The 15,445-nt window shown below is 41.5% G+C and carries 12 protein-coding genes and 2 pseudogenes; 10 read left to right on the top strand and 4 right to left on the bottom strand.

Translation table 11 applies throughout. The features are described from left to right. The first annotated feature begins 3 nt into the window (after positions 1-3). Together V4U88_RS19985 and V4U88_RS19990 are read left to right on the top strand one after the other, a co-directional pair. Positions 4-440: pseudogene (locus V4U88_RS19985) on the top strand (hypothetical protein). Between the two features lie 36 nt (positions 441-476). Continuing rightward, positions 477-2,075 carry a type I restriction-modification system subunit M gene (locus V4U88_RS19990; RefSeq protein ID WP_334075014.1) on the top strand — a complete coding sequence of 533 codons (1,599 nt, stop codon included), beginning with the start codon at positions 477-479 and terminating at the stop codon, positions 2,073-2,075. Between the two features lie 103 nt (positions 2,076-2,178). On the opposite strand, the gene V4U88_RS19995 is transcribed toward V4U88_RS19990, so the two are convergent. Together V4U88_RS19995 and V4U88_RS27065 are read right to left on the bottom strand one after the other, a co-directional pair. Continuing rightward, a complete protein-coding gene (locus V4U88_RS19995) occupies positions 2,179-3,054 on the bottom strand; it encodes a GNAT family N-acetyltransferase (RefSeq protein WP_334075015.1) in 876 nt (291 codons plus the stop codon). Positions 3,055-3,180: 126 nt separating this feature from the next. Further along, positions 3,181-3,410: pseudogene (locus V4U88_RS27065) on the bottom strand (PQQ-dependent sugar dehydrogenase); the annotation flags it as partial. A 102-nt stretch (positions 3,411-3,512) separates the two neighbouring features. On the opposite strand from V4U88_RS27065, the gene V4U88_RS20000 reads away from it, so the two are divergent. From V4U88_RS20000 to V4U88_RS20020, 5 genes are all read left to right on the top strand, one after another. Then, on the top strand, positions 3,513-4,517 hold the full coding sequence (locus V4U88_RS20000; RefSeq protein ID WP_334075016.1) for a carbohydrate-binding protein: 1,005 nt from the start codon (positions 3,513-3,515) through the stop codon (positions 4,515-4,517). 240 nt (positions 4,518-4,757) lie between these two features. Then, positions 4,758-5,750, top strand: coding sequence for a tRNA dihydrouridine synthase (locus V4U88_RS20005; RefSeq protein ID WP_334075017.1), 993 nt, complete (start codon positions 4,758-4,760; stop codon positions 5,748-5,750). A gap of 100 nt (positions 5,751-5,850) precedes the next feature. Further along, positions 5,851-6,420 (top strand): SF0329 family protein, encoded by a 570-nt coding sequence (locus V4U88_RS20010; RefSeq protein ID WP_334075018.1) that lies wholly within the window; start codon positions 5,851-5,853, stop codon positions 6,418-6,420. Between the two features lie 152 nt (positions 6,421-6,572). Next, positions 6,573-7,127: a PadR family transcriptional regulator gene (locus tag V4U88_RS20015; protein WP_334075019.1), complete on the top strand. Its 555-nt coding sequence runs from the start codon at positions 6,573-6,575 to the stop codon at positions 7,125-7,127. Continuing rightward, entirely contained in the window at positions 7,124-7,843 is a 720-nt protein-coding gene (locus V4U88_RS20020) for a CPBP family intramembrane glutamic endopeptidase (protein WP_334075020.1), read from the top strand. The genes V4U88_RS20015 and V4U88_RS20020 overlap by 4 nt, the downstream gene beginning before the upstream one ends. Before the next feature lie 8 nt (positions 7,844-7,851). Here the strand turns inward: V4U88_RS20020 and V4U88_RS20025 are convergent, their stop codons facing one another. Continuing rightward, a complete protein-coding gene (locus tag V4U88_RS20025) occupies positions 7,852-8,256 on the bottom strand; it encodes a MerR family transcriptional regulator (RefSeq protein WP_334075131.1) in 405 nt (134 codons plus the stop codon). A gap of 87 nt (positions 8,257-8,343) precedes the next feature. On the opposite strand from V4U88_RS20025, the gene V4U88_RS20030 reads away from it, so the two are divergent. The 3 genes from V4U88_RS20030 (at position 8,344) to V4U88_RS20040 (ending at position 10,892) form a co-directional block, all read left to right on the top strand. Further along, positions 8,344-8,715: a carboxymuconolactone decarboxylase family protein gene (locus tag V4U88_RS20030; protein WP_334075021.1), complete on the top strand. Its 372-nt coding sequence runs from the start codon at positions 8,344-8,346 to the stop codon at positions 8,713-8,715. Between the two features lie 369 nt (positions 8,716-9,084). Beyond that, the gene (locus tag V4U88_RS20035; protein ID WP_334075022.1) at positions 9,085-9,666 is read left to right on the top strand and encodes a DUF4256 domain-containing protein; all 582 of its coding nucleotides are present in this window, start codon (positions 9,085-9,087) and stop codon (positions 9,664-9,666) included. A 62-nt stretch (positions 9,667-9,728) separates the two neighbouring features. Then, positions 9,729-10,892 (top strand): DUF4317 domain-containing protein, encoded by a 1,164-nt coding sequence (locus V4U88_RS20040; protein WP_334075023.1) that lies wholly within the window; start codon positions 9,729-9,731, stop codon positions 10,890-10,892. A 775-nt stretch (positions 10,893-11,667) separates the two neighbouring features. On the opposite strand, the gene V4U88_RS20045 is transcribed toward V4U88_RS20040, so the two are convergent. After that, positions 11,668-14,241 (bottom strand): hypothetical protein, encoded by a 2,574-nt coding sequence (locus tag V4U88_RS20045; protein ID WP_334075024.1) that lies wholly within the window; start codon positions 14,239-14,241, stop codon positions 11,668-11,670. Positions 14,242-15,445: the final 1,204 nt, after the last annotated feature.

Genomic DNA, 15,445 nt, shown 5'->3' on the forward strand with positions numbered 1-15,445 from the left:
GTTATGGCTTTAGAAAACAAGTTAGGAATTACCGATTCTTCAGAACTTGCTCGTGTAGAGCAAGCAAAAAGCTCTTGAAATGTTTGAAACGGGTCTGCTAGATACATTTGAGGTCGGAACATTTAAGTCTTTATCCGAAATTCACAAGCATCTGTTCGAAGACATTTATGACTTCGCCGGAAAAGTGCGAGATGTAAATATCGCAAAAGGTGGTTAAGGAACTGAGGCAAGTTGTCGATTGGAGTAAGGTCGATAAAGATGATTATCTGCTTGCCATGGAAAGCAGTCCTGTTAAGGACGTTGAGATCAAGGTTCTCCTTAAAGCAGCGCTTACCGATAAGATCAATGACCGTGAACTTTATATGAAAGGCATCGACGCCAGCTATCTTTATGAGGGGTACAACGTATTTAAAACGGAAAACCTCAAAAATGAGCAGTAAATGTGACGATTGTATATCTAGGAGGATAACAACATTATGAGTAATAAACTACAAAGCATTACAACAAAACTATGGGCGATGGCAAACGAGCTTCGTGGAAGCATGGATGCTGCAGAATACAAGAACTACATTTTAGCCTTTATGTTCTATCGTTATCTGTCCGAGCATCAGGAACGATATTTAGTTGAAAATAATATTCTTGATGTTGCCGAAGGCGAGTCGATCAACCAGGCCTATTTAGAGCAAGCGAAGGGGGACGATTTGAAGGACTACCTGGAGGATATCTCCTCAAGTTTGGGTTATGCCATTGCACCGCTTGATACATGGGCATCCTTAGTTGACAAGATTGATAACAGTATGGTGATTCCAAGTGATTATCAAACGATGTTTGACAACTTCAATAAGAACGCTGAATTAAACAAAGAAGCCGTGAATGATTTTCGCGGTGTGTTTAACGACATCAACCTTGGAGACTCTCGTCTTGGTTCTTCTACAAATGAACGTGCGAAATCACTGAACCGGATCGTAAAGCTGGTTGATGGTATTGATTACAAAGGTGAAGATGGCCAAGATATTCTTGGCGCGATCTATGAATATCTGATTGGTCAATTTGCAGCAAGTGCAGGTAAAAAAGGTGGAGAGTTCTACACACCTCATGAAGTTTCTAAAATTCTGGCTAAAATCGTCACGGATGGTGTGGAAGAATCGGACAAGACTTTTGCAGTGTATGACCCGACTTGTGGATCTGGATCCTTGCTGTTAACCGTTCAAGGGGAGCTGCCTGGTGGAGATAAGCCAGGGGCGATTAAATTCTTTGGTCAAGAAAAGAATACGACAACCTACAACTTGGCTCGCATGAACCTGATGATGCATGGCGTTTCATTTAACAACATGACGTTGTCTAATGCGGACACGCTTGAAAGCGATTGGCCTGACGGACCGGATGAAAAGGGAATCGACCGCCCGCGCTCTTTTGACGCTGTGGTTGCGAATCCTCCTTATTCTGCGCATTGGGACAATAGCGAAACAAAATTGAAAGATCCACGTTTTAGTGAATACGGTAAGCTCGCTCCAAAAACCAAGGCGGATTATGCTTTCATTTTACACAGCTTGTATCATCTGAATGATACGGGAACCATGGCGATTGTATTACCGCACGGTGTCTTGTTCCGTGGTGCAGCAGAAGGCGTGATTCGCCAAACCATTATTGAGAAGAACTACCTTGATACCGTTATAGGGCTGCCTGCCAACTTGTTTTACGGCGTAAGTATCCCTACTACAATTTTAGTATTCAAAAAGAATCGTAAAACTAAAGATATCTTGTTTATCGATGCAAGCAACGAGTTTGAAAAAGGTAAGAATCAAAATAAACTTACGGATAACAACATCAATAAGATTATTGAAACGTACCGAGATCGTGTAGATGTTGATAAATACGCTCATGTGGCATCGCTTGAGGAAATTAAAGAAAACGAGTTCAACTTAAATATTCCTCGCTACGTAGATACGTCTGCAGAAGAGCAAACCATCGATCTTGATGAAGTGATTAAGCAATTAGAGCAGGACAAACAAGAAATTGCTGAACTTGAAGCTAAAATCAATGAACAGTTGAGAATCTTGGGTATTAATGTGTAAGAATTGACGGGAAAGGGCCAAGGATATTATTTCTTGGCTCTTTTTTGGAATGGAGATATTAATTGGCTTTCTAGAGGTGAGTTACCGAATGTCCGACCTAGCCTTAAGCTATTGATGTAATTGGGTGTTTTACGTGTACAGGATAGAGGTTCTCGCCATTTGTTCTTACAAATAAGCCGCCATGAAAGGTATTACTTTCTATATCGATACCTTTATAATCCGGAGTAAAATGGAAAGTTATTTTTTCGGTATCCCGATCTGCAATCTTAGTTAAAATATCATGAATTTTGACTTCCTTTGCGTTGATAATATCGAAGATGTCCATGTGATTGTTTTCTTTCTTATAGATAGCAATAGCGTTCTCGTTTTCCAAGTAATAAATATCATCACTAAAAACGTTCAGGCAATAATACATTAATACTCCTTGCGTATAATCCGTTCCCAAACGTTGAGAAACGGGCATTCTCTCTGATGCAAATTTATGAATTAAACGTAAATCGTCTGCTTGACTTATATTTAGTTTTCTAATGCCTGTTTGATCAAATTGGCTTGGTGTATAGTCCATTGAAAATAGATGCTCTTCTACTGCCTTAAACCCAAATTTGGGATAAAAGTCAAGAACCGTATTATTAGCAAAGAGATACATAAAATCATACTTGTTCTCATATTCTTCTAAAACCTTGTTCATTAAATTTGCAGACAATCCTCTTCTTTGATATTCAGGATGTGTCATTACGGTTCCAATCTGTATGGCTTTCTTCCTCTCTCCATTCATAATTAATTCAAGAATGTTTACTGAAACATTTGCAATAATCTTATCTCCCTCAACAAATGAAAAAGGAATATATCGTTCGCCCCAAAATCCTTTTTGATACCAATTTTCAAAACTTAAACCAAAAGTGTCGGTAGCAAGTTCGAAAAAACTCTTTCGAAGTGCTTCATTGTTTTTATAATCCTTCGTAAATATAATCTTCTGCATGGTATTCTCCCTTAATCCTCAAAAGTGACTGTCTGTATATTAGTGGTATTATCCCGTATTTACTAGGTAGAATATGATTATATTCAACAATTCTGCTTATAAGGGAACAATCTCAAATACAGTGCCTAGGTTCGGCTCAGCCACTTTCATATCATTTCCATTATAAGCCTGAACCCCGGTGAGTGCAGTCCCTCCAAACTTGTCGGGACGTGGATCTTCATGATAATAACTCGTTAGCGGCGGAAGACGCAGCACTGAAGTTTCCAGGGTTTCATTGTAATATGAAAATTTTTTTTACTCAAATCTGGATTTGCAGGGTAGCCTCTTACTACGGAGGTAGGTAAATCACCTTCCCATTACCTATAAAATAATGATAAAATACCCGAACGCAAGTGGAATTAATTTAAAAAGTGGAAATAAGATATAATTGGAATAATTAATGACCAAGGAGGTTTGAAATGACTACAAAAAAGTATCTTTTTAACCCCTTATCACTTTTGGTAGTTTTGGCAGTATTTCTATCCACATGGTTCACCGCCCCACCGTCGGTGAGCGCAGCAGCTAGAGGAGCATGGGCTCCGAATACGGCATATGCGGTAAATGACACGGTAACCTATAATGGAAGTACTTATAACTGTCTTCAGGCGCACACTTCCCTCGTAGGCTGGGAGCCGGCCAATGCTCCTGCTTTGTGGAAGAAGGGTGGTGGCGGGACTACACCAACAACACCGACTACCGGAGTGACATTCTATGCGGATATCAACTATGGCGGGAAGGCAGTAACAGTTGGAATAGGCAATTACACATTGTCTCAACTGAACGCAAAAGGAATTCCGAATGACTGGATGTCCTCTCTCAAGGTTCCTAGCGGTTGGACTGTTGAAGTATATGAGAATGATAATTTCGGAGGAACAAAGTGGACCTTTACTTCGAATTCTTCCTGGGTTGGCAACACGATCAATGATAAAATGTCCTCGGTTAAAATTTATACGGGTTCGCCATCTCCTTCAGTAACAAAGCCGTCCGAAGTTCCAAGCCATATATGGAGATATGTAATGAATGTGGACAACAAATTTGGTAAAGGCGGAGATTTTGCTTTATTGCTAAGTGCTGTTATCAAAAAAGAAAGCAGTTTTGGAGCAGGCTTACCAGGTAGTCCGTCAGCCGGCGACGGATTGATGCAAGTAGAACCAAACACACGCAATGCCTATTTATCGCAATTCAGCTCAAAATTTGGCCGTGCGTATAATCACAGCAGTGAACAGGATCAGGTATGTATGGGCGCAATGATTTTAGATGAGAAGATTGTGAAGTTTGGAAATATATATAACGGATTATTACACTATAATGGAGGAGATAACTGGTATCCGGGAGCCACGGATTCATATGGCCGTCCTATTCTGGCTAATCTCTATGCAGATGCAGTTTACGCTACTTATAAGGGTTATGGCGGTAAAAAATAAGGTAAAGGGCATGAGTTACCAAGCGGATCATTGCTTGCGTAACCCATGCCTTTTTATTTTATCAGGGTTCGTTCGGCCAGTCCCATGATTCGGTTTTCATGGATTTTTAGAAGTTATTGGGTAAGTGAACTTCACCTGGGGTTATGATATACTCGTTTAGATGTCTACCTTTAACAGACAGGTTGATTTTACTACTACGGGATAAAGAACTGTCCTGGTATCTATAGAGAGGTTTATGACATGACAAATAATTTCTGGCGTGATTTGCCACGGCCCTTTTTTATTCTGGCGCCCATGGAGGATGTGACGGATGTTGTTTTTCGCCATGTCGTTAGTGCAGCGGCCAGACCGGATGTGTTTTTTACGGAGTTTGCGAATACGGAGAGTTATTGTCACCCGGAGGGGAACCATAGTGTGCGCGGGCGCTTGACGTTTACGGAGGATGAACAGCCTATGGTAGCGCATATTTGGGGGGATAAACCGGAGTATTTTCGTCAAATGAGCATCGGTATGGCGAAGGAAGGCTTCAAAGGCATCGATATTAATATGGGTTGTCCTGTAGCGAATGTAGCGGAGAACGGGAAGGGCAGCGGCCTGATTTGCCGTCCGGAGACCGCAGCGGAACTTATCCAAGCCGCCAAAGCCGGGGGACTGCCCGTCAGCGTAAAAACAAGACTTGGTTTCAGCGAGATCGAAGAATGGCGTGACTGGCTAACCCATGTTTTGAAACAAGACATTGTGAATTTGTCGATTCATCTGCGGACAAGAGAAGAAATGAGCAAGGTACCCGCGCATTGGGAGCTCATCCCCGAGATCAAGAAGCTTCGTGATGAGGTGGCGCCGGATACCCTTTTGACCATTAACGGGGATATTCCTGACCGTCAGACCGGCCTCAAGCTGGCCGAGCAGTACGGGGTGGATGGGATTATGATCGGGCGCGGTATTTTTCATAATCCGTTTGCCTTTGAGAAGGAGCCGAGGGAACACAGCAGCGAAGAATTGCTTGATTTGCTGCGGCTGCATCTGGATCTCCATGATCACTATTCAGCACTGGGGCCGCCGCGTTCGTTCAGCCCGCTCCCCCGATTCTTTAAAATATATGTCCGCGGGTTTCGAGGGGCAAGCGAATTAAGAAACAGCTTGATGAACACTAAGTCCACAAATGAGGTGCGTGCGCTGCTCGATGAGTTTAGAAACAAGGAGCATGCCGGGGCGGAAGAGCGTGAATTATAGAGAGAGGCATAAAAAGATGGAGGATCGGATGAATGGAGATGGGACAAGCCCCTACCAACAAGCCTTTCCTCTGTTTTTTATATGGAGGGGGGAGTTTTATATGTCCTGGAGCAAATTAAAACAGCAGTTGGAGAGCTTTCTCAGTCCCGCGTTACAGGGACGGGTAGAATACCGCGCGCCGGGTTACCGTTATGTACCGGATAAATCAGGGATTTGTTATATCTCGGTGGATAAGAAGAACATCCTTAATATGAGTGATAAGACGAACCCCATCAGATGGTACCAAACGGAACTGGGAATCAAGAATGATCCGGGTATTCAAATTCCGATCACCCATGACGACATTGAGGTGGTCAGAAAAGATACCAAGGGACCCGTGCCGGAGGATCGTTTAATCGTCATTGCCCGAAGCAGAAAAAGTTCGGAGCATGCCAAAGCGCTTTTGTCCGCACAGGCTTCATTAAGTAAATCCAATTTTATCGTGGTGGCCAATAAGTTCTTAACTACCCCATTCGAGGAGAGCCTGGAGAGCGATGATATCCTATTGAACGTTCTGGCTTTGGTGGATCGAAGGGTCGGGAAAAAGCGGATCTTGAACATGTCCGAAGGGCTGAAGTTAAAGCATCCGATTGTGCAGTATTTTTATGAACTACGGCGTAATACGTTGTAAAGGATGTACTCTGTATATATGTCAAAAGAGCTCATGCTAAGGATAGCATGGGCTTTTCTTTATATGGGGATTGGATTGTAATCTGTGGCTTAATGGGGTATGATGCAAATGTACATATATCTCAAAGATATATTATTCGTGAGGGAGAACGTATGAAAAGAATCAATACCACTCATTTTGCCATTCTCGGCTTGCTTCGTATTAAGCCTATGAGCGCCTATGAGCTTGTTAAGTTTTCGAAGGAAAGCATCGGCCTGTTCTGGAACGAATCCTATGGACATATTCACAAGAGCATTAAGCAGCTGGAGTTAGAGGGCTCTGTGTCGGTAGTGGAAGAAACGGAGACGGGGAGACGTAAAATCGTGTACGGCGTTACCAAGCAGGGTTGTGACCAACTTGATACCTGGTTAGCCGTGCCGCCTGAGGAATCGGTGATGAGGAACGAATTGCTCATGAAGCTTTTCGTCTCCGAGGAACGTCATATTCCGCAATTAGTCACCTATCTCGAGGAAGAATTAGAAGCGAGTGAGCGATTAATGGCGGTGCTTGCCGGAATTAAAGCGAATGTTCCTAACGGAAATAGCAAGCAAGTGCAGCTCTGGTTGCTGACGCTCGATTACGGTGAGCGATATCTGCGAATGACTATCGAGTGGTGTCAACATGCGTTGGCATTGTTGCAGCCTTCCGAAAAGGAGAAACGAGAATGAACCTAAAACAGCGCAGCCTGGCTCCCATCCTGTTCATCGCGGTCGTGGTGATGGCTTGTGCCCCTCTCCTGCTGTGGATGAGAAGCAGTCCGCCTCTGGCCTTAAAAGTATTCGATCGCGAAGTATACAATTTAGAGATCAGCTATCAAATCACGGCATTGTTCCTAGCGGTTATCGTCATCGGCATTGTATATGGGTTGGCAGGCAAAAAGGGGCTTACGTATTTAAGCCTGAAGAGGCGGGATGGGCAAATACGGCCTGAACCGTGGATCGGCATTAAGCCAAAAAAAACGGAAACGTGGAAAAACCTAGGTGTAAACTTTGCGATCGTGATTACACTGGTAACGGCAGTTGTCATCTATTTTCAAGTGGTTCATGGTAAAAGCGTAAGCCTGGAGCTGTTTCCCGGGGTTATTCTCATTCTCGGTTTTGCGCTTACGAATGCTTTTACTGAAGAGATCATTTTTCGATTTTCATTCGTGGCCGTTGTTAGCAGATATGGATTCTCTCCGTATGCAGCGCAAGGGTTAGCGGCGGCGACTTTTGGAATCGTTCATTATTTTGGAAACCCCGGCGGGATACCGGGGGTATTGATGGCTGCCTTTATCGGCTGGTTTTTGGCCAAATCGATGTTGGAAACGAAAGGATTCTTCTGGGCGCTGTTGATTCATTTTTTACAGGATGTCGTCATATTCAGTGCCTTGTTTATGAAATGATCTTTTGTTTAGGGCGTTTCAGTTTGAACTGCTCTGTTGCCAACAAGGCGGAAGCCGCCGTTTGTTTTTTCTTCATAGATTCGAATCTTATCGTCCAAATGCTTCAAATTGTCTTCCCACTTCTTTTTTTCGGCAAGAACGAAAAGGCGGTGCTTTGTCAGCATGCTTAATCTGCTTTGCATCGTCATGTCGCCCTGGTAACGAAGGCCGGCATAGTCCCTTATTTCCTTGATCGCCATACCGGTTTCTTTCAGACGCTTAATAAACAAAATCCAGTTCTGATCGTCTTCGGTATAGCAGCGTCTGCCAGCCGCATTTCGCGCAACTCGAATAAGATGCTCCTTCTCATAATAGCGCAACGTATCTATGCTTAAACCTGTAAGGACCGAAAATTCCCCGATGGAATAACAAATTTGGACCGCCTCCTAAAAATATGCTTGATCTGGAGTTAACTCCAGATTGTATGCTGGTACTATACAACACAGAGGAGGAGTCATGCAATGGAAACTGAACGTTATGCACGTGGTCTGGAAAAGCTGACGGAAGTGGATGGTGAGGGAGGTAAGCATGTCATCGAGTCACTGCAGCATATCGCTCCCGACTTAGGAAAATACATTATTGAATTTGCGTTTGGCGACATCTATTGCCGTGAAGGGCTGAGCCTGCAGGAAAGAGAATTGATTACCATCACCAGTCTCCTTACCGCAGGCGGTTGCGAGCCGCAATTAGAGGTACACATTCAAGGCGCGTTAAACGTGGGAATCCCGCAAGAAAAAATAGTGGAAGCTTTTATGCAGTGCATTCCCTATACAGGATTCCCCAAAGTGCTCAACGCTGTGGCAGCAGCCAAACGTGTATTTCAGAATCAATGAGGTAATGTTGCTAGCACAAAGTGTGTCGGTTACCATCAGCAAAAACCTAGCATACGAGGTAGCTAGTAAACGCGGAACTTAAAAAATGATGGGTAACATATTTCAGATTGCATAGGGATTAAAGGCATGGATTTGACTATCCATGCCTTTTTGAATGGATGGCGTAAAAGAAGTTCTATTTTCATGCAAAACAGGGCATTTACCGGAACCACAGAATAAAATGATTATTCTAGAATCCTGATCTCTCAAGCCTTTCCCTGTTTTTTATTTGGACATGATTTAAACTATAATGAAGTTGTGGTATAAAGAGCTGAGGTAGAATGAAGTAAATGCGTTTTTTTTAGAACTACGTATGAGGGAGGATCGACCATGACCAAGAGTAATGAAACCAGCGACAATAAGGTGTTAGCACCAGAACAGCGTGCAGAACTACTCGCAACATGGAAAGCCCGATTTGAGAAAAACATGAACCGCCATGATGGCCTGGAATGGGGTGAAGTTCAAGCCAAGCTCGAGGCTAGTGTTGAAAAATTGTGGTCGCTCCATGAAATGGAGAGAACCGGCGGCGAACCGGATGTGGTCGGTCATGATCAAGAGACGGACGAGTTCATTTTTTGCGATTGTTCCGCGGAAAGCCCGAAAGGTCGCCGAAGTGTTTGCTATGACCGCGAAGCGCTGGAGTCACGGAAAGAACACAAGCCGCAGAATAGCGCGATGGATATGGCTGCCGCCATGGGCATTGAGCTTTTAACGGAAGCACAATACCGGGAATTGCAGAAGCTTGGAAAGTTTGATACGAAAACATCGAGTTGGGTGATCACCCCCGACAATATTAGAAAACTTGGCGGAGCCCTCTTTTGCGACCGGCGCTACGAGACTGTGTTTGTGTACCACAATGGCGCGGAATCCTACTATGCCGCCAGAGGGTTCCGCGGCTCGCTGAGGGTCTGAGTACTGGAGGCACCTCGGTTCCGGAAAGACCATTCCACTTCATAGGAGATGTCCCATAGAACATGCTAAAGAAAGAAGTCGCATATATTCGCAAACAGTTTAAGCTGGATCACGAAAAGCTCCAAATTTACGATATTTTGAATGTGTATATTATGAAGGAAACGAACGAGATTTATCATTATGAGCGTCAGCCTTTTGCGCTAGTGGACAGGGAAAAGCAGGAGCTCTATATGGGGAATTTCAAAAAGCTGCTGGCCGGCGAACTGGATCAAAAGCTGTTCGAGCTAAAGCTTCACGAAGAAGCGGAGACGCCGACGCGGGTGCTTCTCCATCAAGGTCTGGTGACCGGTGATGCGGAGGAATGGCATGATCTGATGATCCTGCTGGTGGAGAAAATGCTCACGGATACCCATTATGAAAAGGATACGGTGATTACTTTCGTCCGCGGGCAATACTATCAACCGACCAAAGCCAGAAACGAAGAGGCCGAGGAAAGCGAAAATGACGAGATGTTCGCCAACCCGTTCATTCTGTGCAGCATCAATTCTACGGAGCAGCAAAAGAAAACGCTCATGTTCGATTATGTCGAGCGGGAATTTAAATACAATGTGATCGTGGATCCGATCATTAAGTTGAGTTCGCCGGAGCAGGGCTTTTTCTACCCCAGCGTGACGGACGGCTATTCCGACGTGAATCGGGTGCTGTACTGCTCGGGAAGGGCGCACGAACCGAATCAGCATTTCATCGAGGAAGTCCTGAATGCCGAGAAGACCGTGACGGCGTTGGAGGAGCGAGCGATTTTTGAGGAGATCGTGAAGGAAGTGGCGGGAGAACAGCTCGACGCCTCAACGATCGCCAGCGTATACGAGGAGATTCATCAGGTCATCGAGACCCATGAAGAGGAAGAACCGCCGAAGCTGGACTATAAAGACGTGGAACGCATGCTGACGGTCAGCGGCGTGGAGAATGTGACGGCGGAAAAAGTGGAACGGGCGTTCGAAACGATCGTCGATAACAAGAACTACGAAATCAAAGCGAGCAGCGTCGTCCCGAAATTCACTTCGAAATCGATTAAGATCGATACGAAGATCGCCACCATTTCGGTTAGCCCGCAAGATTTAAAATACGTGAGACAGGTGAATTATCAAGGGAAACGGTGCATTTTGATCGAGGTAGACGAAGACGCTGTAATTGAAGGGTTTACGCTTAATACGGAGACGTTGTAGGTCGGGGGAGTTCCGGTTCGAGTGGGGCTGCGGGTGGATGTGTTTCCGCACGGTGTATGTGGAAAGTGGTGCCCTATTTACTAAGGGAAAATAAAACAGAAAAATCCAAGATTCATTTTTAATTCTTGGATTTTTAATGGGCGCAGCTCAGCTTTAAAGTGTGTGGAACTATAAACTACATCCTGTTCATTACTCGTCATACCTATGTATTCAGTCCAATATTTGTCCACTCTTTATATTTTTGAAAACAAAAGAACTATTCATTAGTAGAGTAATATTATGACTTTTCCAGTTCCAATAAAACTTATTCTCATTCAAGTTATAGCTTAATTTCAGTCTATTGAAATTTAAAGATTGGGCAATTTCTTTTCGAAGTAATTCTAAATGTGAATCATTTAACCATGTTTTCCAGTGAGAAGGGAGACAATATGAAAGTGAGGATAGTGATTGCAAAAATGAGTTGGGAAGCATAGCTTCATAATTAAATTTTTGAAATGAATAAATTTCCCCCTTTTTGGTTGAAAACATAACGACAGCATGATCGAAGTAAAAATTGAAACCTGTTAATCCATAAGAACTTTCTGTTACATGACTCTTGTTAAACTGTTCAATTAAAACTTGACTAATATGTTCCCTTATAAAAGGATTAGGGTCAGAATCAAAAATTAAATTACTTATCGTTAGACCAAGCATATTGCACCTCACAAAAAACGATTAATAAGAACGTATGTTCTTATTAATCGTTATTATACCATTTTATTATCGAAGAGAATAACTATTTTTTTCTTCCGAGTAACCTTCTTGTTAAGGTGCTGGTATCTAATGTAGAGTAACTTTTAGCGGCGATATCGATATCCTCAAGCTGCTCATCAATGTATTCTTTTGTTATGATGATTTCATCAGTCGTAAATATGGAAACCATTTGTTTATAATAAACATCTAGTACTTTCTCAATTTTTTCTTTGTTGTGAATGACTTGATCGTATAGATAGGCCAAATCCTTGGTATTTATAAAAACTGGTTTTGTATTATGTCCTTTTGTAATTTCCTCACGGAAAAAATTAGCCATGGCACGTACTTGACGTTCTTTAAATTTGTTGCCTATAAAGATATGAGAAGTTATTTCTTTGAAAGTACAATAATAAGAAATATCAACAAGTCTATTTAATTTATTTACATAATGTAGTCCTTTTCGATTTTCGGAAGAGCCCAATTTATATCCTGATTTATCCATTGTAAATTTACAATCATAGGTGAACCCGTGTTTTATTTCTGGTGCCATACTTCCATTGCTTTCCTTATATTGAATTGCAAATATACCTTCAGGAACAGTTTCTCCGGTATATTCCTTTCCCCATTTTTCAGAGTTAGGAAATAGATGTTTAATGACAGTAAACACATCATCCTCTAGCATATGTTCATCATAAATATATTTTAGTTCAATGGTTTTATCACCAATAAAATTAAGATTTTTTGTTGCCTTCATAGCAGCATTGACTACGAGATGATAAGAGCGTTTCTCCAGCTCCTTTAGGTAATTACTTAACATATCATTAAACATCTGAGATTCAAGAGAAATATAAATATCTCCAAATGTTATCTGTTCAATAGTATCAAGGGCGTAACGTTCGCTAGTTTGTTTATCAATTCCATAACAAATGATAATAGTTGGAATTAACTTTCGTTCAACCCATTCGAGTGTCCGTTTGGATAAAACCCTATCTGTCACAAGAATTTGATATGGTTGTTTATTAAATAGGAAGCGTTTAAAAGTGTATTTGATATTTTTAAATTTTTGTTTAGATAAGTTTTGACTTTCACAGTGCTCATGATTTTCGATAAAATTATCAATTAATTGGTAAATAAATTGTTCAATGTTTTCCTTATGCGGACTTAACTCTTCCTCTACCGATTCGATGATAGACTCGTCGCATTCAGGGCAAATTAGTTTTTTATTAGCATCTTCTTTAAGTAAACTACGCTCACCTGTTGCAAAGCTACAGTATGAACAATGATAGCTTATTTCCTCATTTACAGTAATTAATTCAGAAGTCCTGAGTTCACTCAGTAAATCCAAATGCTCCTGACTCAACTGGTCAATCCTTGAGAATCTAAAAATTTGATCAACTTTCTGTGCTATACCACCGTTAAATTTATTCTTTACGGGCTGATCAAGTGGAAAGCCGAATTTTTTAAAGAACTTCTCTTTTATGGAGGTTTTAGTGGCTTCACTCAAATTACCATCGTTCAGCTTGAAAATAACACTTCCATCCTCAAGTACAATCGTTCGTATAGATTTGGAGTGCTTTTCTGATCGAAAAGCGATTTTTCTGATATCTTTTAAGCTATATATATCAATTATTCTACGTTGAAATGCATCAATAACACTAGGCCAAATATCGTTGCCTTTATGTTGAAGAATAACATCCGGTGACTTGATTAACAGAGAATTCGAGAATGATATATAATCAATTAAAAAGTCTTCAGGCTCCTCATCTCCGACTGGTTTGCCCTCCTGAAAAAGTCGCAAGACATCGTTCACCTCATATCCAGTGAACAACTTATTTTCTGTTTTTTGGAGCGTAATATTAAACTGTTCGCTTAAATAATTCCTTATACCAAGTGAATCACTATTCGGTGCTTTAATTTCCACTGTAAAATTGTCGGCGTTGACAGCAAACATGATCTGATCACGGTCTTTAATGCGCTTGTTCTGGTCATATCCAGGTTTTTTTGTATCTTTTACCATTTTGTATACAAGATAGATGGATCTTTTTTCCCCATCATCACAATGCGCGACAATTCTATAATCATTACCTTGTCTGGAACTTCTATGTAATGTTTCTACCAGTTTAGTTTTGTAAGTCTCCTCTTTGTTTAATCGGCGCCATGTTTCAGGGAATTTATTAGCAGTAAAAACGTCACCAGATGCCTTGTTTTTCCACTCGTGCATAACTAGAATCTCAAGCAACCACGATGGATTAGTGTAAAATAAGTGAATTAATTTGATAAGGGGAGAAACAGACGAAATCCCATAATCCGATACTTTATGATCGAATACTTCTTCTACAGCCTTTTTCTTTCTTTTAAGGAATTCCTTCAAGAAAAGAAAATGTATAAATTCCGGGACTGCTTTTAGATACTGAGTCCATTTTTCTTGGTCTTCAAAATTAGGCAAGTTCAGGATCAATTGAAGACCTTCTTTATCTTGTGGGCTCAAGCAAGCGATAAACAAAGTTTTGTCAGTTTCTGAAAAAGTTTCAGCTATTCTTTCATGATTGACAAGCAATTCATCCCAGTAGGATTCAGTAACAACTGTTTCATTTGCAAATTTAAGTGAGTTCGACATTGGCCCATTCCTCCGTCACAATCTATAACTAATAAATAATAGTATAAATAGACTAATAATCTTAATCCCTTTATACTATATTTATGAAAAAATTCCAATTATTCTTTTGATATTGCGGTCTCAACATAGAAAGATGATGTGTAGTACTGATTATCAAATCTGTTTTAGTTTAACTTATTTGTTTGAGCATTCAATACTACTGGGTAGAACAACTAGGGGGCATTAATTAACAGGAGAAGTACGAAATAACATCGACATATCTGTTCTGGTATCCGGCCGGTGGGGACCTCCACCCCCGATTACGGTCATTGAGGAAGTAATATACTTACTGTTCCATCGGCTTGCTGGATAGGAAAGAAATTGAAAATGAGAACTTCGAGGCATTTCAATGGAGATTTATTCCTATATGTAGTAAGTATGGTTTTCTAATCTCTTCTTCCGAATATCTCCAAGAGAAATATTATTCGGAGATTGACGGTAGGGCAATGGGAAGTTTTTAGTGATGACATGGTCCTTGGGTTTGACCCAGACCATTTCTGCATTTGTTTGCTAAGGAGCTAACTAATATCGCAATCTATTAATAATCTGCGTATTGATTATAATGGACGGCACCTCTAAGTCAAACAATAATGCTATTCAGACCAATTCGCCATTCACTGGTGGTTGATGCTGGGAGTACATATAAGAAGAACGGGAAAACATTACCAACCCTATACAGACTGAAAGACGCTCGCTCCTTCGATCCGAGTGTTTTTGTCATTTTGATTTAACTATCCAATCGCAGTAAGAAAGAGCTTTAATTTAGGGCATAGGCATCTTTACGCTGTTGTTCTGTGCATTGATTCAGGGCGTCGATGATCCAATTTCGTTTCATCCTTTGTTTGAGGCTGTCCCGAATCCCCCAACAGAAGTTGGTTGTGAGACAGTTTAAGCAGAGAACATATACTCAACATGGTTTCAATCGACATTCCTACTTGTCCGCGTTCAATATCGGCACAAAATTTAGGAACTTGGCCTATTCGTTCCGCGTAAAGATGAAAGACAAAAATTGAATCAATTTGGGGACGAATGCCTGGCGAAGGGAATCCCACTATACAAAAACAGCGCACTCAAAACTCAAAGTAAAAGGTGGATCAACTAATTGTCCAATTACATGAAAAGGAACGGTCCGCGCAATATTTGAAGCGTTAGGACATGAAGTGAA

Source organism: Paenibacillus sp. A14 (genome assembly GCF_036864815.1).
In the GTDB taxonomy this organism is placed as follows: Bacteria; Bacillota; Bacilli; order Paenibacillales; family Paenibacillaceae; genus Fontibacillus; species Fontibacillus sanfengchensis.